Below are 18,494 nucleotides of genomic sequence, written 5' to 3' on the forward strand. Positions count from 1 at the left end.
GGTATTGCGTGAACCACAACACCGGCCCGGGCGGCCGGCGTGATACTGGAGGTATCACGTTCCGTGCCATGCGGACAGCAGCAGCGTGGCCACCGTCAGGTCGGCCGTGGTGCCGGGGTTGATGCGCCGGGCCTTCAGGCTGTCGTCCCATGCGATGAAGGCCGGGTCCGCGTCCAGCGTGCCGCCAGGGGTCGCCGCGCGGGCCTGCCAGCCCTGCGCCGCGCTCATGACACTGTGTGCCACGGCCTCGCCATGCTTGCGAACAATGTGTGAATCGGGATGCGCGGCCAACCAGGCCAGGTACAGCGCCTGCACCGCCGCGGCCAGATCAGGTGCTTTGGCCACGGCCATGAGTGAAAACGCGGGTGGCAATGCACGCAGGCCGATGTCGAACAATTCGGCAAAGCCATCGCGGTATTGGCGCGCAATGCTGTCGCGGCCGGCGGCCAATGCCATGGCCTCCCGCAGGCCGATGGAGGGCGGTGCATGCACGTCCTGCTGCGGCGCATCGCCCAGGCCGCCCGGGTTGGCCTGCGTGATGGCGCGGAAGGCGGCCGCGGCATCGTCGATGTCCAGCGACTGCAGCACCTGCTCGATGGCCGCGCGCAGGCTGGCGGCCTGGCCGGCCTGCAGCAGTTCGGCGGCCGAGGCCAGCGGCGCGCACAGCAGCACGATGCCCAGGTTGGTGTTGCAGCCGGCCGCGGCCCAGCTCGCCTGCACCGCGCCTTCGATGCGCCGGCCCACCCGTGCGCCTGGCTCGAACAGCGGCCCGGCCGCGGCCTGCGCGCTGGCGATGAACTGCGCGGCCTGCATGCCATGGCCGGGCGAGGCCTCGCTGACGTTGCCGGGCTTGCGCACCGCCACGTCCAGCGCGCAGGCCCGCAGGAAGGCGCTGCGCCCGGTCATGCGCTGCGCTGCAGGCCTTGCGCCATCTTGCGGTCGAGCAGGTCGGCCACCAGCGCCTGCGCGATGTTGAAGCCGGTAACCCGCTGCAGCCCACGCCAGGCCGCCACGCCGTTGACCTCCAGCACCTGGATGCCGTCGGCCGACGGGATGAGGTCGACGCCGGCGTAGTCCATGTCCAGCGCGCGGGCCGCGGCCTCGGCGGCCTGCACCAGCGGCGCCTCCAGCGCGGCCGGCTGCAGCGCGCGCCCTGGGCCACGTTGTGCACCCAGTGCGCGCTCACGCGGCGCATCGCGGTCACGGCGCGGCCGCCGACCACCAGCACCCGCCAGTCGAAGCCCGGCCGGGCCGCATCGGCCTGCGGCACGAAGCGCTGCAGGTAGGCCAGGCGACCGGGCACCTGCTGCATTGGCGGCAACGGCACATGCACGCCATCCACCCGCCCGATGCGCAGCAGGCCCTTGCCCTGCGAACCGAACAGCGGCTTCAGCACCACGGCATGGCCGGCCGCACTCTCGCGAATGACGATGCGCTGCGCCTGCGCCGCCGATTCGGTGGCCCAGGTGGGCGGCGAGGCCACGCCCGCCGCATGCAGCAGCAGGCTGGTCATCGACTTGTCCACGCTGCGCTCGATGGCCCGCGCCTCGTTGTAGACCGGCACGCCCAGCGCCTGCAGCGCATGCAGCACGCCCAGCCGCTTGGTCACCGCCTCGAAGCTGCCGGCCGCGATGCCGCGCACCAGCGCCGCGTCGGGCAGCGCGCGGCCGAAGCCCGGGATCACCAGGCCATGCCAGGCCGCGGTGGTGTCCACGTGGCAATCGGCGAGGTCGATGCAGCGGCCCACCGCGCCCCGCAGGCGCAGCGCGGCCTGCAGCTGCCGGGTGTGCCAGCCCACCTCGTCGGTGAAGATCGCCACCCTCACTCGGCGGCCTCCTTCAGCCACAGGCCGCGCAGCAGCGGCAGGTGCGTGGCGCCGCCATGCCAGGTGTGGCCGCTGTCGATGTTGCTCACCCACACCTCGGCCGGCGCGAACAGCGCGGGGTCGATCTTGTAGAAGTCGAACTCCACCTCCTGGAAGATCTCGGCGAAGCTGCGGCCGTGGTCGCGCGAATTGCCCGAAGGCAGCTTGCGCGCCAGCGCGCAGGCGGCGGCATCGTCGCCCTTGACCGTGAGGTGCACCTGCCCGCCGTAGAGGATGGCATCGTTGGTGCGGCCCATGGCCTGCACGCCGTCGGGGCTGGGCGCGGGCAGCGGCGCGGTGCCGCTGCCGTCCACGATGTCGGCCAGCGGGAAGCCCAGCTCATGCGCCTGGTGCAGCGCCACCTCCAGCACCCGCGCCACCACCTGCGTGGTGCCGGCCGGGCTGCGCGTGGGCGTGAGGATGAGGGTCAGCCCCTCGGGCTGCAGGCCGCAGTCGCGCAGCACCTTGTCGATGACCACCGCCGGCGGCGCCCGGTCCACCTCCAGCACCAGCACGCCTTGCTGGGCCGCGTCCTGGTAGGCCAGCTCGGCGAACAGCTTCTCCTTGGCCGCCAGCGCCCGCGCCGGGCCGGAGCCCAGCGCGAAGAACTTCTTGCCGCCGGTTTCCTCCTTGCTGGCCGCCAGGCTCCAGCCGGCGTACTGGCTGCCCAGGCAGGCCAGCACCGGCTGCGAGCTGCGCACGTCCAGCCAGGTGGGCCAGCCGCCGCCGCCGGACCGCAGGCCCACCCGGCCCAGGCCGCCCATGCAGATCTCGCCGACCAGCAGGCCGGCGGCCACGCTGCCCGGCGCCTCGATGCCGGCATCGACGATGCACACGCCGCGCTCGTCGCGCCTTGCGGCCACGCCCAGGCTGGGCGCTTCGCGCAGCAGTCGTTCCACCAGCGGCCTTGCGCCGGCATTCACGCTCACAGGCGTCATCAGGCTGTCTCCAACAGGTTGCTCACGTCGGCATGCGCGGCCTGCAGCAGCGCATGCACCTCGGCCGCGTCGGCCCCGGCGGCGCTCACGCTGCACACCGGGTCGCCGGCATGGAAACGCGCGCCCGCCGAAGGCAGGTCATGGGTGTCGGCCCGCGCCGCCAGTGCCGCGGCCGCGGCATCGGCCAGCCGCAGCGCCCGCGTGGCGAAGACGATGCGATGGCCCTCGGCACGGCGCGGCGGCCCGGGCGGGCCATCGGGCGGCAACACGCCTTCCAGGCAGGCGCGCACATGGGCGGCCATGGGTGCCGCATCCAGGTAGCACGACAGGCTGGCCGGCGGCCGCGGATTGACCTCCAGTGCCTGCCAGCGGCCATCGGCCTGCAGCATGAAGTCCAGGCTGCCCAGCCCGCGCAGGCCGAAGGCGCCGGCCAGCACGCTGGCCGCGGCGCATACCTCGTGCACCACCTGCGCCGCCACTGCCACCGGCCCCACCAGGCCGGCGAACACCCACGGCCGGTCGCCCACCGGCTGCACGATCTGCTCGTTGAAGCCCAGCACCCGTGCGCGGTAGCCATCGGCCACGAAGGTGGCCGACATCGGCACGCCGGCCGCCCGCCGCTGGTACACATAGTGCGGCGGGGCGGGCGTGCCGGCGTCCACCGGCGGCGCCGGCGCCACCTGCCAGCCGCCGCAGCCACGCATGTCCTTCAGCAGCCAGCCATCCAGCTCGGCCGGCGCGGTGCGGGCCACCGGCGGATGCGGCACGCCCAGCGCGGCCAGCACGCGGAAGAAGGCCCGCGGGTCGCGCACGCGGCGCATGGTCTCGGGCCGGTTGCCGATCAGCGGCAGCCAGGCGCCACCCTCGGCGATGACCTCGTGCAGGCCCTCGAAGCCGCTGCCCGGCACCCAGCCGGCCACGTCGCCACGCTGGGCCAGCAGCCGCAGGGCCGACAGCGTGCAATCGACGTCGATCTGCAGCGCGCCGGGCTCGCCCAGCGGCAGCCAGCGCGAGGCGGTGCGGCAGGTGTCCACGTCGCCGAACAGGTCGAGCGCGATGGCCTCGAAGCCGTCGCGCACCGCGGCCTCGGCCATGGCGCGGGCCGACACGCCCGCGACCGCCAGGATGGTCATGGCCGGCGCTCAGCCACGTGTCTCGCCGACGATCTCGCGCGCCTTGGCGAAGGCCTCGGCAAAGCTGAGCACCGAGGCCTTCTCGCCCTGGCACATGTCCACCAGCAGCCGGTGCTGGGTCTGGTACTTCACGTTGCCGATGGCCAGCGCGCCGATGCCCACCGCACCCGGGGCCGCGCCGGCGATGGGCTGGCCGTCGTCCATCACGCCCACGCCGGCGATGCCTTCGGGCGGCACCGCATTCACGTCGGCGGCCACGCGCAGGGCCTTGGCGTGGCCCAGGTCCTCCTGCGACAGCACCTGCACGCCGGCGGCAGCGCAGGCCAGCACCACGTCGGCATCGGCCACCGAGGTGCGGATGGCCGCGCGGTCGCCGCCCGAGATGCCGTGCAGCGTGACGCCGAAGCGCTGCGCCGTCTCCTGCGCGGCCTCTTCCGCCACGTCGATGCCGTTGCGGCTGCTGAGCTGCACCTGCGCGCCCGCCTGCGCCGCCAGCACGCCGGCGATGCGGCCCACCGGCCCGCTGCCGCCCAGCACCACCACGCGCAGGCCGTCCAGCTTGCAGCCGTGCTGCCGCAGCAGCTGGCCTTCCACGCAGGCCACCATCGCCGCGGCGGTGGTGTAGGCGCCGCTGGGGTCGGCCATCAGCGAGACGATGAAGGGCTTGACCATGCTCTCCTTGGCGCGCTGCAGCATGTCGGCCGCCAGCAGCGCATCGCGCCCGCCGATGAAGATGCCGGTGCGCGCCACGCCCTTGGGGCCGCGGGAGAAGATGGTGTCCTGCGTCAGGTTGCGGATGGCGTCCAGGCCCACCTCGGCATACGGCACCACCAGCTGGTAGCCGGCGTCGGCGGCCATGTTGATGTCGAACGGGCTCATCTGCTTGCCCGGGGTGAACATGTGGAGGATGTAGGGGCGTTCCATCGCGGCTCTTCGGGTGTCGGGGTGGTGGGGTGGCGCGCTCAGCGGGCGCGGGTGTCGGCCAGCGTGGCGCCGTGGTCGCGCGCGGCCACGCTGCGCAGCCGCAGCCCGGCAGGCAGCAGGCCGGCCTGGCGGGCTGCAGCCATCAGCGCATCGGCCTGTGCGGCGCCGGGCACGATGGCAAAGCCGGTGGGGCCCCAGGAGCTCTGGCCGATGGCCGCGCCGGACGGCGCCTGCGCCGCCAGCCAGGCCATCAGGCGGCCCACCGCGGCGCTGGTGTAGCAGCCGCCCTGCGCCGGCGCGAAATGCTCGCCCAGCACCTGCTGGATGCGGTTGATGCCGGCCGCGAAGCCGGCGAAGTCGTCGGCTGCGGCGCCGGGCAGCACCCGCATCAGCACCTGGTGGCAGATGTCGGCGGCCAGGGCCCGCGGCAGCGGCGGCAGCGTGGCGATGGCCTGCTTCTCCCGCTGGCCGGACAGGCCCGCCAGCGTGTCGTCCTGCGCCACCAGCACGCGCCAGGCAGCGGGCAGCGACAGCCGGGCCAGCAGCGGCGCCGGCCGGCCGTCGGCACCGGGGCCGCCATCCACCAGCAGGCCGCCCTGGTCGAAGCCGGCGATGCCCACGCCGGAGCGCAGGCCGCGGCCCAGCCAGCGGGCCAGCGTGGGCGTGTCCACCGCAAGGCCATGCCAGTGGGCAAAGGCGCGGCCGATGGCCAGCGCCAGCTGCGTGCCCGAGCCAAAGCCCGCATGCGCCGGCAGTACCTCCAGCAGCTGCAGCCGCAGCGCACCGCTGCAGCCGCTGTGGCGGCGCAGCGCGGCCAGGTGGCGGGCCGCCCGCTCCACCTCCGCCTGCGCAGCCGGCGTGGCGGCCACGATCTCGTCGGCACGCGCGGCGGCGGTCACCGACACGGCCGTCTCGAAGCCGTCGATCACCAGGCCGATGCTGCCGAAGGCCCGGCCCAGCGTGGCCGCCGGGTCGAGGAAGCCCAGGTGCAGCCGCCCGGGCGCCCGCAGCGTGACGGCAGGCGCGCGTGGCGCCGCCGCGGCGGGCGGCAGCCCGGCGCCGGTGAGGGCGTCGGCCTCGGCGGGGGCGTCGCCGCCCAGGGTGTTGGCACAGGTGTACATCTGCACCGCACCAAGCAAACCTCGTTCCCCTGCGGGCTAACCCGCGGTCGCCCCGCGCCCGGCCGGCCGCGCGTGGCGGCGGGTGTGCCGGGTCAAGGACAGACTGTCATCCCGGGGCGTGCGTCAGTCGTATCTCAGGTACCGGAACCGCGGATCGTCCGGCGTGCCTTCCAGCGCGGTGCCGGGCTCGGTGCCGGGTTGCCACATCAGCACTTCCTCGATCTTCCTGGCCAGCGCGAAGTCCTTGTCGGTGATGCCCTTGGCCGAGTGCGTCACCAGCTTCACGGTGACGAAGGCATAGCTCACGGTCAGGTCGGGGTGGTGCCACGCTGCCTCGGCCAGGTGGCCGATGGTGTTCACCGCCATCAGCGTGGCCTTCCAGCCGCCGGTCTTGTAGGTGCGGCGCATCCAGCCGCCCTCCAGCGTCCAGCGCGGCAGTTCGGACGCCAGCCGGCTGGTGACCTGGTCGTCGGTGTAGACGGTGTCCATCGCTTGCCCCTCGTGGTTGTAACCGGGGCCGATGGTGCACCGGAGTGCATCACCCCGCTGGCGCGGTGGCGGATTCCAGCACCTGCGGATGGGCCTGCAGCGCCTGCATCACGATGGGGTCCAGCGGATGCTCGGCCAGCGCCGCCGCATCCGCCAGGTGCGCGCGCAGCGCCCGGCGCATGCGCGGCTCCCAGTAGCGCTGGATGTGCAGCGCGATGCCTTCCAGTGCCTCGGCCCGGTCGGGCATGGCCTCGAAGAACTGGCCGATGCGGTTGGCCATGCGCACCAGGTTGTCTGCATGCATCGCCGGCCCCTACTTGCCCACCACCGCCGCGTCGGCCGGCTGGCGCTGCTGCAGCAGGTCGTTCTGCACCTGGTTGAAGCGCGAATAGGACTGCTGCCACTCCGACGGTTGCGCCACCGGCATCACCTGCACCGCCGTCACCTTGTACTCGGGGCAGTTGGTGGCCCAGTCGGAGCTGTCGGTGGTGATGACGTTGGCACCCGACTCGGGGAAGTGGAAGGTCGTATAGACAACCCCCGGCTGCATGCGCTCGCTGATCACCGCGCGCAGCACCGTCTCGCCGGCGCGGCTCTGGATGCCCACCCAGTCGCCGTTGCGGATGCCGCGGTCTTCCGCGTCCACCGGATGGATCTCCAGCCGGTCTTCGCTGTGCCAGCGGTTGTTGTCGGTGCGGCGCGTCTGCGCGCCCACGTTGTATTGGGAGAGGATGCGGCCGGTGGTCAGCAGCAGCGGGAAGCGGCGCGTCACCTTCTCGTCGGTGGCCACGTACTGCGTGATGATGAAGCGGCCCTTACCCCGCACGAAGTGGTCGATGTGCATGATGGGCGTGCCCTCGGGCGCCTCCTCGTTGCACGGCCACTGCACGCTGCCCAGCTCGTCCAGCTTCCTGTAGCTCACGCCGCGGAAGGTGGGCGTCAGCGCCGCGATCTCGGCCATGATCTCCTCGGGGTGCTTGTAGTGCATCGGATACCCGAGGGCATTCGACAGCAGCATCGTCACTTCCCAGTCGGAGTACACGGCCTTCGGCGGCATCACCTTGCGCACGCGGCTGATGCGGCGCTCGGCATTGGTGAAGGTGCCGTCCTTCTCCAGGAAGGAGGAACCCGGCAGGAACACATGCGCGTACTTGGCCGTCTCGTTGAGGAACAGGTCCTGCACGACGATGCATTCCATCGCCATCATCGCGGCCGCGACGTGCTGGGTGTTGGGGTCGGACTGCACGATGTCCTCGCCCTCGCAGTACAGGCCCTTGAAGCTGCCGCCCAGCGCAGCCTCGAACATGTTGGGGATGCGCAGGCCCGGCTCGGGCTGGATGGCCACGCCCCAGGCGGCTTCGAACTGCGCGCGCGTGGTGCTGTCGCTCACGTGGCGGTAGCCCGGCAGCTCGTGCGGGAAGGAGCCCATGTCGCAGCTGCCCTGGACGTTGTTCTGGCCGCGCAGCGGGTTCACGCCCACGCCTTCCCGGCCCACGTTGCCGGTGGCCATTGCCAGGTTGGCGATCGCCATCACGGTGGTGGAGCCCTGGCTGTGCTCGGTGACGCCCAGGCCGTAGTAGATGGCGCCGTTGCGCGCGCCGGCATACAGCCGCGCCGCATCGCGCAGCTCGGCCGCCGGCACGCCGGTGACGGCCTCGGTGGCCTCGGGCGAATGCTCGGGCCGGGCCACGAAGGCCATCCATTCGCCGAACGACTTGGTGTCGCAGCGCTCGGCGATGTAGTCGTTGGCCAGCAGGCCTTCGGTGACGATCACATGCGCCAGCGCCGTCATCACCGCCACGTTGGTGCCGGGCCGCAGCGCCAGGTGGTGGGCCGCCTTCACATGCGGCGACTTCACCAGGTCGATGCGCCGCGGATCGACGACGATGAGCTGCGCGCCTTCGCGCAGCCGCTTCTTCAGCCGCGACGCAAACACCGGATGGCCGTCGGTGGGGTTGGCGCCGATGACCATGATGACGTCGGCCTGCTCCACCGACTTGAAGGTCTGCGTGCCGGCGGATTCGCCCAGCGTCTGCTTCAGGCCGTAGCCGGTGGGCGAGTGGCACACGCGGGCGCAGGTGTCGACGTTGTTGTTGCCGAAGGCCGCGCGCACCAGCTTCTGCACCAGGTAGGTTTCCTCGTTCGTGCAGCGGGAGGAGGTGATGCCGCCGATGGCGTCACGCCCATGCTCGGCCTGGATGCGCTTGAACTCGCTGGCCGCGTAGGTGATGGCTTCCTCCCAGCTCACCACCTGCCACGGATCGGTGATCTTCCTGCGGATCATCGGCGTGGTGATGCGGTCGGCATGCGTGGCATAGCCCCAGGCGAAGCGGCCCTTCACGCACGAATGGCCTTCGTTGGCCGCGCCGTCCTTCCACGGCACCATGCGCACCACCTCGTTGCCCTTCATCTCGGCCTTGAAGCCGCAGCCCACGCCGCAGTAGGCGCAGGTGGTGGTCACGCTGTGCTCGCCCTGGCCCATCCAGATGACCGACTTCTCCTGCAGCGTGGCGGTGGGGCAGGCTTCCACGCAGGCGCCGCAGCTCACGCATTCGCTCTCCATGAACGGCTCGTCCATGCCGGCCGACACCCGCGACTCGAAGCCGCGGCCGCTGATGGTGAGCGCGAAGGTGCCCTGCGTCTCCTCGCAGGCCCGCACGCAGCGGTTGCACACGATGCACTTGGCCGGGTCGTAGGTGAAGTACGGGTTCGACTCGTCCTTCTTCGCATTGAGGTGGTGCGCACCGCCGTACTGGTCGCCCACGCCATAGCGCACGTTGCGCAGGCCGGTCACGCCGGCCATGTCCTGCAGCTCGCAGTTGCCGTTGGCCGCGCAGGTCAGGCAGTCCAGCGGATGGTCGGAGATGTACAGCTCCATCACGCCCTTGCGCAGGTCCTGCAGCTTGGGGCTTTGCGTGCGCACCTTCATGCCGGCTTCGGCCGGCGTGGTGCAGCTGGCGGGGTAGCCCTTGCGGCCCTCGATCTCCACCAGGCACAGCCGGCAGCTGCCGAAGGGCTCCAGGCTGTCGGTGGCGCACAGCTTGGGCACCTGCACCCCGGCGTCCATCGCCGCACGCATCAGCGAGGTGCCCTTGGGCACGGTGACCTGCGCGCCGTCGATCTCCAGCGTCACCTCCTCGGTGGAGGTGCGCAGCGGCGTGCCGTAGTCGATGTCCTTGAATGCGTCGAGCATGGGTGTCTCCTGCCGGCCGGCGCTCAGGCCGCCTCGCGTTGCGGGGTGGTGAGGCCGAAGTCCTCGGGGAAATGGTTCAGCGCCGACATCACCGGGTACGGCGTCATGCCGCCCATCGCGCACAGCGAGCCATACAGCATGGTGTCGCACAGGTCCTTCAGCAGCGCCACCTGCTGCGCATGCGCGGCCGGCTGCTGGCGGTGCAGCGTGATGCGGTCGATCACCTCCACGCCGCGGGTGGAGCCGATGCGGCAGGGCGTGCACTTGCCGCAGCTCTCGATGGCGCAGAACTCCATCGCATAGCGCGCCAGCCGGGACATGTCGGCCGAGTCGTCGTGCGCCACGATGCCGCCATGGCCCACCACCGCGCCCACGGCGGCATAGGCCTCGTAGTCCAGCGGCAGGTCCCATTGCGATTCGGGCAGGTAGGCGCCCAGCGGCCCGCCCACCTGCACCGCCTTGATCGGCCGGCCGCTGGCGCTGCCGCCTCCAAAGCTGAACAGCAGCTCGCGCAACGTCAGGCCGAAGGCCTTTTCCACCAGGCCGCCCTGCTTGATGTTGCCGGCCAGCTGGAATGGCAACGTGCCGCGCGAGCGGCCCATGCCGTAGTGCTTGTAGAAATCGGCTCCCCTCGCCAGGATGATGGGCACCGTGGCGAGCGTGATCACGTTGTTGATCACCGTGGGTTGGCCGAACAAACCTTCGATGGCGGGCAGCGGCGGCTTGGCGCGCACGATGCCGCGCTTGCCTTCCAGGCTCTCCAGCAGCGCCGTCTCCTCGCCGCACACGTAAGCCCCGGCGGCCTTGCGCACCACCAGGTCGAAGGCGCGGCCGGAGCCCATCACGTCGCGGCCCAGGTAGCCGGCATTGCGGGCGGTGGCGACGGCGGCTTCCAGCGTGGCGATGGCATGCGGGTACTCGGAGCGCACGTAGATCCAGCCCTGCGTGGCGCCCACCGCCAGGCCGGCGATGGTCATGCCCTCGATCAGCACGAAGGGGTCGCCCTCCATCGTCATGCGGTCGGAGAAGGTGCCCGAATCGCCCTCGTCGGCATTGCAGACGATGTGCTTCTGCAGCGCGGTGGTGCCCGCCACCGTCTTCCACTTGATGCCCGCCGGAAAGGCCGCACCGCCGCGGCCGCGCAGGCCCGAGTCCAGCACCTGCTGGACGACCTCGGCCGGTGGCAGCGCCAGCGCGCGGCGCAGGCCGGCATAGCCTTCATGCGCCTCGTAGTCGGCCAGCGACAGCGGATCGACGATGCCCATGCGGGCGAAGGTCAGGCGCTCCTGGTTCTTCAGGAACGGGATCTCGTCGGTCAGGCCCAGGCCCAGCGCATGCGCGCCGCCCTGCAGGAAGCCGGCTTCGAACAGGCCCGGCACGTCGGCCGCATCCACCGGGCCGTAGGCGATGCGGCCCTGCGGCGTGGCCACCTCCACCAGCGGCTCCAGCCAGAACAGGCCCCGCGAGCCGTTGCGCACGATGTTCACCTCCAGGCCGCGCTCGGCGGCCTGTGCGGCGATGGTGCGGGCCACCCGCTCGGCGCCCACGGCCAGGGCCGCCGAATCGCGCGGCACGTAGACGGTGATGGCTTGGCCCGTGCTCATTGCTGCCCCACCTTCTCGGCGATCAGCGCATCGAAGCGCGATGAGCTCATGCGGGCATGCACCTCACCGTCGATGGTGAGTGCGGGCGACGAGGCGCACAGTCCCAGGCAGTACACCGGCTCCACCTGGAAGCGGCCGTCGGCCGAGCGGCTGGCATGCGCCTGGCCGTGGCCGCCGCAGCCCAGCGTGAGCTGCACATGCGCCATCAGCGCATCGGCACCCATGGCCTGGCAGGATTCGGCCCGGCACACCTGCACCACGCAGCCGGCCGGCGGCTCGGTACGGAAGTGGTGGTAGTAGGTGAGCACGCCATGCACTTCGGCGCGCGAGAGGTTGAACACCTCGGCGATCACCGGCACGCCGTCGCGCGGCACATGGCCCAGCGCATCCTGCACCGCATGCAGGGCCGGCAGCAGGCCGCCAGGCAGGTGTTCGAAATCGAGCGCGATGCGTCGCACGGCCGCCGCGTCCACCGAGGGCGCCGGAATCGGCTGGGGCACGGCATCGTTGGCCGGGATCACTGGGGCACCGGGGGCATAAACAGGGCTGGGCATCGTCACCTCGCAACGCGGCCACTCTAGGAGCCGCCGCCCTGCGGGGCAATAGGGCCATGCCGGCCCGTGCCTTAGGCTCTGGATGCCCTACGTGACAACCCGAGCCCGCGCCCGGCGCCCCAGCGCCGGGCGGTGCCTTCAGTCAGTCCGCGTTGAGGATCGCGACCGACTTGGTCACCAGGTAGGGCTCCAGTGCCTCCGGGCCGCCTTCGCTGCCGTAGCCCGAGTCCTTCACGCCGCCGAACGGCATCTCGGGCCAAGGGGCGGCGGGTTGGTTGACCCACAGCATGCCCACTTCCAGGTCTTGCGACAGCTTGTGCGCATTGCTCAGCGAGCGGGTGAAGGCGTAGCTCGCCAGGCCGAAGGGCAGGCGGTTGGCTTCGGCGATGGCTTCGTCCAGCGTGTCGAAACCGCGCACCGCGGCCACCGGGCCGAACGGCTCGTTGTTGAACACGTCGGCGTCCAGCGGCACGTCGGCCAGCACGGTGGGGGCGAAGAAGTTGCCTTCGCTGCCCACGCGCTCACCGCCGGTGACGATGCGCGCGCCCTTCTGGCGGGCATCGTCCATCACCTTGTTCATCGCGCTGATGCGGCGGGCATTGGCCAGCGGGCCCAGCGTGGTGCCATCGGCCAGGCCGTCACCCACCTTCAGGCCCTGCACCCGCGAGGCGAAGCCGTCGACGAAACGCTCCTTGATGCGGTTGTGCACCAGGAAGCGGGTGGGCGAGATGCACACCTGGCCCGCATTGCGGAACTTGGCGCCGGCCAGGGCCTTGATGGCCAGTTCCACGTCGGCATCCTCGGCCACGATCACCGGGGCATGGCCGCCCAGCTCCATCGTCACCCGCTTCATGTGCTGGCCCGCCAGCGCCGCCAGCTGCTTGCCCACCGGCGTGCTGCCGGTGAAGGTGACCTTGCGGATGGTGGGATGCGCGATCAGGTAGCTGGAGATCTCGGCCGGGTCGCCGAACACCAGGCCCACCACGCCGGCAGGCAGGCCGGCATCGACGAAGGCCTGCAGCAGCGCGGCCGGCGAGGCCGGGGTTTCCTCCGGTGCCTTGACGAGGAAAGAGCAGCCGGTGGCCAGCGCGGCCGACAGCTTGCGCACCACCTGGTTGATCGGGAAGTTCCAGGGCGTGAAGGCGGCCACCGGGCCCACGGCTTCCTTCAGCACCATCTGGCGCACGGCCAGGTTGCGGGCCGGCACGATGCGGCCGTAGGTGCGGCGGCCTTCGTCGGCGAACCACTCGATGATGTCGGCGGCCGACATCACTTCCACCTTGGCTTCGGCCAGCGGCTTGCCCTGCTCCAGCGTCATCAGCGGTGCGATGGCATCGGCGCGCTCGCGCACCAGCGCAGCGGCCTTGCGCATGATGTTGGCGCGCTCATGCGCCGGCGTGTTGCGCCAGGCCTGGAAGCCGCGCTGGGTGGCGGCCAGCGCGCGGTCGAGGTCGGCGCGGCTGGCATGGGCCACGCGGCCGATGGGCTGGCCGGTGGCGGGGTTCAGCACGTCCTGCGTGCGTCCGTCGGCGGCATCCACCCATTCGTTGTCGATCAGCAGCCGGGTGTCACGGTAAGCGTTGCTCATGCACGGTCCTCAAGGAAGGTAGGTCGGTCGAGACGCCGAGTCTCGCACCGTGGGAACAACGCTTGCCGCCATACGGTTTCAAACTGCCTTCAGGAGACGGTCATGACCCAACGCAACCAACCCGTGGCCCCGCCCACCGACGAGACCACGGCCAACGACTGGATGGCCGAGCGCATCAACAACACCGGCACCGGCAACGACCCCGCGCCCACCGGCACACCGCTGCCAACCCATCAGAAGGGCTCGGCGCAGAAGGGGCAGGCGGAGGAATCGAAGCGGGGCTCGCACAACTGAGGCCGCTCACGCCGCGCCGCCGGGGCCGGTGGACGTGCGCGTGATCACCAGTTCCTTGAAGCCGGTGGTCGGGTCCGGTTGGCGGCCGAGCCGCCAGTCGGCCAGCTGCACGACCAGCAGCTCCACCGTCGTGCGGACGAGGTTGCCGTAGCCGACGTGTCCACCCAGCACGCGGCCGGCGGCATCGGCGATGGCCATGTGCAGGTGGGCGCCATCGGGCGACAGCGTGCCGGCCAGGGACAGGATCTCGACGTCGCCGGCGACCTCGGTCTCGACCTGCGCACCGGCCAGCCGGAGGCGGGCGCCGGCCAGGCTGCCGATGCCGCTGACCACGAAGGCGGACAGCCCCGCGGGCGCGGCGGAGAGCGCCTCCAGCGCGGCGCGGAGATCCGCGCCGGGGCCGAGGCGCAGTGGCAGGAACTCAGGCGCCAGGGCCACCGGCCACTCACCCCTTGGTCGCGTCCCCACCCTGCCCCGGCGTCAGCGCGCCGCCGCAGCCCATGGCCCATTCGCGCAGCTCCTCGGCCAGCACGGTGTGCTTGTCGCGTTCGGCCAGCTCGATGAGCTGGGCCGCATTGGCCTCGGTCACCTTCTCGCGGCCCACGCCCTTGACCAGTTCACGGTAGACGGACTGGACCTCGGTGGCTTGTGCTTCGCTCATGGCGTCGTTCCTTGTCGTGTTGAGATGCCTGCCAGGCGGCAACCGCCGTGCCTTCAGCCGCGGTCGCCGTCTTCCGCCGCATCCGCCGGTCCGTCGCCCTTGTGGCCCGGCGCCACGCCGGCCCACCACTGGCGGAAGGTGGCCACCATCACCTGGCGGGCATTGCTGTCGCCGTGCAGCAGCGCGCTCATGTACGAGGCCACCTGCTTCACCGGCACATGCGGCGGCAGCGGCGGCACGTTGGGGTCGACCACCATCTGCAGCACGGTGGGTCGGTCGGCGGCCAGCGCTTCCTCCCAGGCGAAGCCGATGTCCTCCGGGTTGGTCACGCGCAGGCCGTTCAGGCCCAGCAGCTTGGCGTACTCGGCATAGGCGAAGCCGGGCAGCGTCTGCGACGGGTCGAACTTGGGATCGCCCGCAGTGGCGCGCTGCTCCCAGGTCACCATGTTCAGGTCCTGGTTGTCCAGCACCATCACCAGCACCCGCGGGTCGGCCCAGCGGCGCCAGTGGTGGGCCAGCGTGATGAGCGCGTTCAGGCCGATCATCTGCATCGCGCCATCGCCCAGCAGCGCCACCACCGGGCGCGACGGATGCGCGAACTTGGCGGCGATGGCATAGGGCAGCGCCGCGCCCATGCTGGCCAGCCCGCCCGAGAGCGAGCCCATCATGCCGTGGCGCACCTTGATGTCGCGTGCATACCAGGCCGCGCTGGTGCCGGAATCGCAGGTGAGGATCACGTCCGAAGGCAGCCGGGGCGACAGCTCCCAGAACACCCGCTGCGGATTCATCGGCTTGGCCGGCGCCATCGCACGCGCGCGCATCACGTCCCACCACTTGAGCACGCTCTTGTTGACCTGCTCGCGCCACTGGTGGTCGGCGCGCGGCTTGAGCAGCGGCAGCAGCGCCCGCAGCGTGAGCGCGCTGTCGCCGGCCAGGTTCACCTCCATCGGGTAGCGCAGCCCCAGCTTGCGCGGGTCGACGTCGATCTGCACGCCGCGGGCCTGGCCTTCCTTGGGCAGGTATTCGCTGTACGGGAAGCTGGAGCCGATCATCAGCAGCGTGTCGCAGCCCTCCATCAGCTCCCAGCTGGGCCCGGTGCCCAGCAGGCCGATGGCGCCGGTGACGTAGGGCAGGTCGTCGGGCAGGGCGCACTTGCCCAGCAGCGCCTTGGCCACGCCGGCGCCCAGCCGGTCGGCCACCATCTGCAGCTCGTCGGCTGCATGCAGCGCGCCGGCGCCCACCAGGATGGCCACCTTGCGCCCGGCGTTCAGCACCGCCGCAGCCCGCGCCAGCTCGCCGGCCGGCGGCACCGCCGCCACGCCGGTGTGGCCGATGCCGCTGTGCACCGTGCCGTGCTCGCGCGGCGGCTCCTGCACCTGCGGCAGTTCCTGCACGTCGTTGGGCACGATGACGCAAGTGACGGTGCGCTGGTCGCGGGCGATGCGGATGGCACGGTCGATCACGTGGCGCACCTGCTCCGGCACCATCACCGTGTGCACGTACGCGCCGGCCACGTCCTTGAACAGCGCCGGCAGGTCCACCTCCTGCTGGTAGTCGCCGCCGATGGCGCTGCGGGCCTGCTGGCCGACGATGGCCACCACGGGCTGGTGGTCGGCCTTGGCGTCGTACAGGCCGTTGAGCAGGTGGATGGCGCCGGGGCCGGAGGTGGCCATGCACACGCCCACCTCGCCGGTGAACTTGGCGTGCGCGGTGGCCATGAAGGCGGCCAGCTCCTCATGCCGCGCCTGCACGAACTCGATGTCGCCGTCGCGCCGGCCGAAGGCGCCCATCAGGCCGTTGATGCCGTCGCCGGGATAGCCGAAGACACGGCGCACGCCCCAGGCATGCAGGCGCTGCAGAAGGTGGTCGCTGACGGTGGGTTTCATCGGTGGGTCTTTCTGCGGGGGTCGGTGTCAGGCGGCGGCCACGGCACGGCGTTGCCGTGCCGGGCGCACGAAGTCGGGATGGAAGCTGCGCTCGGCGCCGCCTGGGAAACGGATCGTCAGGCTGCTGGCGTCGCCGCTGACCACCTCGCCGAGGCCGTAGCGCTTGACGCGCACCGCGGTGCCGGCGGCCAGCACCTGGATGGGCTGGGCACCGGCGTCGGCGGCCGCCTGTTGGGCGGCCTCGGCCTCGCGCAGCGCCTCGAAGGCCTGCAGCCGGCGGCAGCTGTCGCAGTGGCCGCAGGCGGGATGCCCGGCCTCGGGCTCGAAGTGGCGCAGCAGCACCTGCCAGCGGCAGGTGCCCGTCTGGGCATAGAAGACCATGGCCTCCAGCTCGGCCTTGTCCTGCTCGCGGCGCTGCTCGCAGGCCTGCAGCACGCGGGCCAGGGCGGCGTCGTCCAGCCGGCGACCGGGGGCGGCGCGCCAGCGGCCTTGTCCGTCGCGGCGCACCAGCCGCTCGCCGGCCAGCAGGTTGAGGATGCCGCGCACCCGTGCGGCGGGCAGGTCGGCGGCTTCGGCCACCGCTTCGAGCTCGGCCGGCTCACCCGCCTGGCTCACCTGGCGCAGCACGGCGGAGACGGCCTCGCGGTCGGGGTAGCGGCCGGCCATGAAGAACTGCTGCACGCCTCGGTCGCCGCGCAGGTACAGCAGCGTGCAGTCCGCATCCTCGCCGTCGCGGCCGGCGCGGCCGGTCTCCTGGTAGTAGGCATCCAGGCCGGGCGGCAGCTGCAGGTGCACGATGAAGCGGATGTCGGGCTTGTCGATGCCCAGGCCGAAGGCGGGCGTGGCCACCATCACCCTCACCTCGCCGGCGATGAAGGCGTCCTGCACGCGGTTGCGGTCGGCAGCGTTCATCCGGCCGTGGTAGAGGCCGATGGACTGCGGCGGCTGGCCGGCGGCGTTGGCCGCTTCCTGCAGCAACGCATGCACGGCCTCGGCCTCGCGCACGGTGGCGGCATAGACGATGCCGGTGCCTTCGGTGGCCTGCACCAGGGCCACGGCGCGCTCGCGCTTGTCCTCCTCGTCCGCCTGCGGCTCCACGCGGTAGTGCAGGTTGGGCCGGTATACGCCGGCGCGCAGCAGGCCGCCGGCCGGGATGCCCAGCTGCGCCATCACCTCCTCGGCCACCTGCTCGGTGGCGGTGGCGGTCAGCGCCAGCACCGGCGGCTTGCCCAGCGCGCCGCGCAGCGGCGCCAGCTCCAGGTAGGCCGGCCGGAAGGCATGGCCCCACTGGCTGATGCAATGCGCCTCGTCGATGACCAGCAGGCCCACCGCGCGCCCGGTGTTCACCACGTCGGCGAAGCCGGGCTCGGCCGCCCGCTCCGGCGTGGTGAAGACGATGCGGGCGCTGCCGTCGGCCACCGCGGCCTCGGTCGCGGCCAGGGCTTCGGCATTCAGGCCGCTGTGCCAGGCCACCGCGTCGATGCCCAGGTCGCGCAGGCCGTCGCACTGGTCCTTCATCAAGGCGATGAGCGGCGACACCACCAGCGTGCGCTGCTCGCTCAGCAAGGCTGGGAGCTGGTAGCACAGCGACTTGCCGGCCCCGGTGGGCATCACGGCCAGCGTGGAATCGCCGCGCATCACACGGGCCACCACCTCGCCCTGGCCGGGCCGCAAGGCCCGCAGGCCGAACACCTGCCGCAGCGCCTGCAGCGCACGCGGCGGCAGGCCTTCGCGCGCCGGCGTGCGGCGGCGGATCTGGCGGGCCGCTGCGCTCAATGGGCGATGCCCGACTGCGGCCCGCCCAGGCTGCGTTGCAGGCTGATGCGGTAGACCGACGGCCGCTCGTACCGTGGCGCCCGGCCCCGGGCCGGCTGCGCGATCATCGGGTGATGCACCGTCGAAGCCACCTGCCGCTGCCCGCCCTGCCCCGCCTGCGCCTGCATCGGCGGCGGCATGTCGGGCGTGGTGCCCGGCACGGTGCCCGGCACCGGATCGGGCGCTGGCGAGGGCGAGGGCGAGGGCAAGGGGTCGCCGATCGGCGGCACGCCGGTGGGCAGGTCGGGCGGCGGCGGGGGCGGCATCACCGGCTCGGGCGGCACGCTCTGCGCGCGCCAGGCCGGCCGCGGTGCCAGCACGGCGCCGGTGCGGTGGCCGGCAGCCGGTACGGGCAGCGTCGGGAAGTAGTGGTGGGCGCGCATGGGCAGGGGCTCCAGGTTCGGCGCAGCCAGGCCGGCTGCAATACCGT

The 18,494-nt window shown here is 72.0% G+C and carries 17 protein-coding genes and 1 pseudogene; 1 reads left to right on the forward strand and 17 read right to left on the reverse strand.

From position 1 onward, the window contains the following. Positions 1 to 54: 54 nt before the first annotated feature. The 12 genes and pseudogenes from LRS14_RS26675 to LRS14_RS26730 all read right to left on the reverse strand — a co-directional run bounded on the left by LRS14_RS26675 (position 55) and on the right by LRS14_RS26730 (position 13,408). A complete protein-coding gene (locus LRS14_RS26675) occupies positions 55 to 906 on the reverse strand; it encodes a triphosphoribosyl-dephospho-CoA synthase (RefSeq protein ID WP_257801750.1) in 852 nt (283 codons plus the stop codon). Next, positions 903 to 1,825 (reverse strand): annotated as a pseudogene (locus tag LRS14_RS26680) (RimK family alpha-L-glutamate ligase). The gene LRS14_RS26675 and the pseudogene LRS14_RS26680 overlap by 4 nt, the downstream one beginning before the upstream one ends. Next, complete coding sequence (gene mch / locus LRS14_RS26685; protein ID WP_257801751.1) at positions 1,822 to 2,802, reverse strand: methenyltetrahydromethanopterin cyclohydrolase; 981 nt, start codon at positions 2,800 to 2,802, stop codon at positions 1,822 to 1,824. Before mch ends, LRS14_RS26680 begins: the two are co-directional and overlap by 4 nt. Beyond that, positions 2,802 to 3,935, reverse strand: a complete 1,134-nt coding sequence (locus LRS14_RS26690; protein ID WP_257801752.1) for an ATP-grasp domain-containing protein — start codon at positions 3,933 to 3,935, stop codon at positions 2,802 to 2,804. Before LRS14_RS26690 ends, mch begins: the two co-directional genes overlap by 1 nt. Positions 3,936 to 3,944: 9 nt before the next feature. Next, the gene (locus LRS14_RS26695) at positions 3,945 to 4,859 is read right to left on the reverse strand and encodes an NAD(P)-dependent methylenetetrahydromethanopterin dehydrogenase (RefSeq protein ID WP_257801753.1); all 915 of its coding nucleotides are present in this window, start codon (positions 4,857 to 4,859) and stop codon (positions 3,945 to 3,947) included. Positions 4,860 to 4,897: 38 nt separating this feature from the next. Then, positions 4,898 to 5,980 (reverse strand): beta-ribofuranosylaminobenzene 5'-phosphate synthase family protein, encoded by a 1,083-nt coding sequence (locus LRS14_RS26700; RefSeq protein WP_257801754.1) that lies wholly within the window; start codon positions 5,978 to 5,980, stop codon positions 4,898 to 4,900. A 123-nt stretch (positions 5,981 to 6,103) separates the two neighbouring features. Further along, complete coding sequence (locus tag LRS14_RS26705; protein ID WP_257801755.1) at positions 6,104 to 6,469, reverse strand: 4a-hydroxytetrahydrobiopterin dehydratase; 366 nt, start codon at positions 6,467 to 6,469, stop codon at positions 6,104 to 6,106. Positions 6,470 to 6,518: 49 nt separating this feature from the next. Further along, complete coding sequence (locus tag LRS14_RS26710) at positions 6,519 to 6,773, reverse strand: formate dehydrogenase subunit delta (RefSeq protein WP_046116290.1); 255 nt, start codon at positions 6,771 to 6,773, stop codon at positions 6,519 to 6,521. Positions 6,774 to 6,782: 9 nt separating this feature from the next. Next, positions 6,783 to 9,662, reverse strand: coding sequence for a formate dehydrogenase subunit alpha (fdhF, locus tag LRS14_RS26715; RefSeq protein WP_257801756.1), 2,880 nt, complete (start codon positions 9,660 to 9,662; stop codon positions 6,783 to 6,785). A 23-nt stretch (positions 9,663 to 9,685) separates the two neighbouring features. Continuing rightward, positions 9,686 to 11,266, reverse strand: a complete 1,581-nt coding sequence (locus LRS14_RS26720; protein WP_257801757.1) for an NADH-quinone oxidoreductase subunit NuoF — start codon at positions 11,264 to 11,266, stop codon at positions 9,686 to 9,688. Further along, positions 11,263 to 11,820 (reverse strand): formate dehydrogenase subunit gamma, encoded by a 558-nt coding sequence (locus LRS14_RS26725; RefSeq protein WP_257801758.1) that lies wholly within the window; start codon positions 11,818 to 11,820, stop codon positions 11,263 to 11,265. Before LRS14_RS26725 ends, LRS14_RS26720 begins: the two co-directional genes overlap by 4 nt. 142 nt (positions 11,821 to 11,962) lie before the next feature. Continuing rightward, the gene (locus LRS14_RS26730; protein ID WP_257801759.1) at positions 11,963 to 13,408 is read right to left on the reverse strand and encodes an NAD-dependent succinate-semialdehyde dehydrogenase; all 1,446 of its coding nucleotides are present in this window, start codon (positions 13,406 to 13,408) and stop codon (positions 11,963 to 11,965) included. Between the two features lie 102 nt (positions 13,409 to 13,510). Between LRS14_RS26730 and LRS14_RS26735 the strand changes: the two genes are divergently transcribed. After that, positions 13,511 to 13,702: a hypothetical protein gene (locus LRS14_RS26735; protein WP_046116286.1), complete on the forward strand. Its 192-nt coding sequence runs from the start codon at positions 13,511 to 13,513 to the stop codon at positions 13,700 to 13,702. Positions 13,703 to 13,708: 6 nt separating this feature from the next. Here the strand turns inward: LRS14_RS26735 and LRS14_RS26740 are convergent, their stop codons facing one another. The 5 genes from LRS14_RS26740 to LRS14_RS26760 are packed head-to-tail and all read right to left on the reverse strand — an operon-like array spanning position 13,709 to position 18,447. After that, positions 13,709 to 14,140 carry a PPC domain-containing DNA-binding protein gene (locus tag LRS14_RS26740; protein WP_232315626.1) on the reverse strand — a complete coding sequence of 144 codons (432 nt, stop codon included), beginning with the start codon at positions 14,138 to 14,140 and terminating at the stop codon, positions 13,709 to 13,711. 7 nt (positions 14,141 to 14,147) lie between these two features. Next, complete coding sequence (locus LRS14_RS26745) at positions 14,148 to 14,363, reverse strand: hypothetical protein (protein ID WP_257801760.1); 216 nt, start codon at positions 14,361 to 14,363, stop codon at positions 14,148 to 14,150. A gap of 53 nt (positions 14,364 to 14,416) precedes the next feature. Then, positions 14,417 to 16,249: a thiamine pyrophosphate-requiring protein gene (locus LRS14_RS26750; RefSeq protein ID WP_046116284.1), complete on the reverse strand. Its 1,833-nt coding sequence runs from the start codon at positions 16,247 to 16,249 to the stop codon at positions 14,417 to 14,419. A gap of 27 nt (positions 16,250 to 16,276) precedes the next feature. After that, positions 16,277 to 18,025 (reverse strand): ATP-dependent DNA helicase RecQ, encoded by a 1,749-nt coding sequence (locus LRS14_RS26755; RefSeq protein ID WP_257801761.1) that lies wholly within the window; start codon positions 18,023 to 18,025, stop codon positions 16,277 to 16,279. Then, the gene (locus LRS14_RS26760) at positions 18,022 to 18,447 is read right to left on the reverse strand and encodes a hypothetical protein (RefSeq protein ID WP_257801762.1); all 426 of its coding nucleotides are present in this window, start codon (positions 18,445 to 18,447) and stop codon (positions 18,022 to 18,024) included. The genes LRS14_RS26755 and LRS14_RS26760 overlap by 4 nt, the downstream gene beginning before the upstream one ends. Positions 18,448 to 18,494 lie beyond the last annotated feature (47 nt).

This window comes from Aquincola sp. J276 (genome assembly GCF_024700035.1).
Classification (GTDB): domain Bacteria; phylum Pseudomonadota; class Gammaproteobacteria; order Burkholderiales; family Burkholderiaceae_C; genus Aquincola; species Aquincola tertiaricarbonis.

What these genes read in the sequence shown, in the direction of transcription:
- LRS14_RS26675 (WP_257801750.1), bottom strand. Translation starts at nt 906, where the DNA reads ATGACCGGGCGCAGCGCCTTCCTGCGGGCCTGCGCGCTGGACGTGGCG.
- mch (WP_257801751.1), bottom strand. Translation starts at nt 2,802, where the DNA reads ATGACGCCTGTGAGCGTGAATGCCGGCGCAAGGCCGCTGGTGGAACGA.
- LRS14_RS26690 (WP_257801752.1), bottom strand. Translation starts at nt 3,935, where the DNA reads ATGACCATCCTGGCGGTCGCGGGCGTGTCGGCCCGCGCCATGGCCGAG.
- LRS14_RS26695 (WP_257801753.1), bottom strand. Translation starts at nt 4,859, where the DNA reads ATGGAACGCCCCTACATCCTCCACATGTTCACCCCGGGCAAGCAGATG.
- LRS14_RS26700 (WP_257801754.1), bottom strand. Translation starts at nt 5,980, where the DNA reads ATGTACACCTGTGCCAACACCCTGGGCGGCGACGCCCCCGCCGAGGCC.
- LRS14_RS26705 (WP_257801755.1), bottom strand. Translation starts at nt 6,469, where the DNA reads ATGGACACCGTCTACACCGACGACCAGGTCACCAGCCGGCTGGCGTCC.
- LRS14_RS26710 (WP_046116290.1), bottom strand. Translation starts at nt 6,773, where the DNA reads ATGCATGCAGACAACCTGGTGCGCATGGCCAACCGCATCGGCCAGTTC.
- fdhF (WP_257801756.1), bottom strand. Translation starts at nt 9,662, where the DNA reads ATGCTCGACGCATTCAAGGACATCGACTACGGCACGCCGCTGCGCACC.
- LRS14_RS26720 (WP_257801757.1), bottom strand. Translation starts at nt 11,266, where the DNA reads ATGAGCACGGGCCAAGCCATCACCGTCTACGTGCCGCGCGATTCGGCG.
- LRS14_RS26725 (WP_257801758.1), bottom strand. Translation starts at nt 11,820, where the DNA reads ATGCCCAGCCCTGTTTATGCCCCCGGTGCCCCAGTGATCCCGGCCAAC.
- LRS14_RS26730 (WP_257801759.1), bottom strand. Translation starts at nt 13,408, where the DNA reads ATGAGCAACGCTTACCGTGACACCCGGCTGCTGATCGACAACGAATGG.
- LRS14_RS26735 (WP_046116286.1), top strand. Translation starts at nt 13,511, where the DNA reads ATGACCCAACGCAACCAACCCGTGGCCCCGCCCACCGACGAGACCACG.
- LRS14_RS26745 (WP_257801760.1), bottom strand. Translation starts at nt 14,363, where the DNA reads ATGAGCGAAGCACAAGCCACCGAGGTCCAGTCCGTCTACCGTGAACTG.
- LRS14_RS26750 (WP_046116284.1), bottom strand. Translation starts at nt 16,249, where the DNA reads ATGAAACCCACCGTCAGCGACCACCTTCTGCAGCGCCTGCATGCCTGG.
- LRS14_RS26760 (WP_257801762.1), bottom strand. Translation starts at nt 18,447, where the DNA reads ATGCGCGCCCACCACTACTTCCCGACGCTGCCCGTACCGGCTGCCGGC.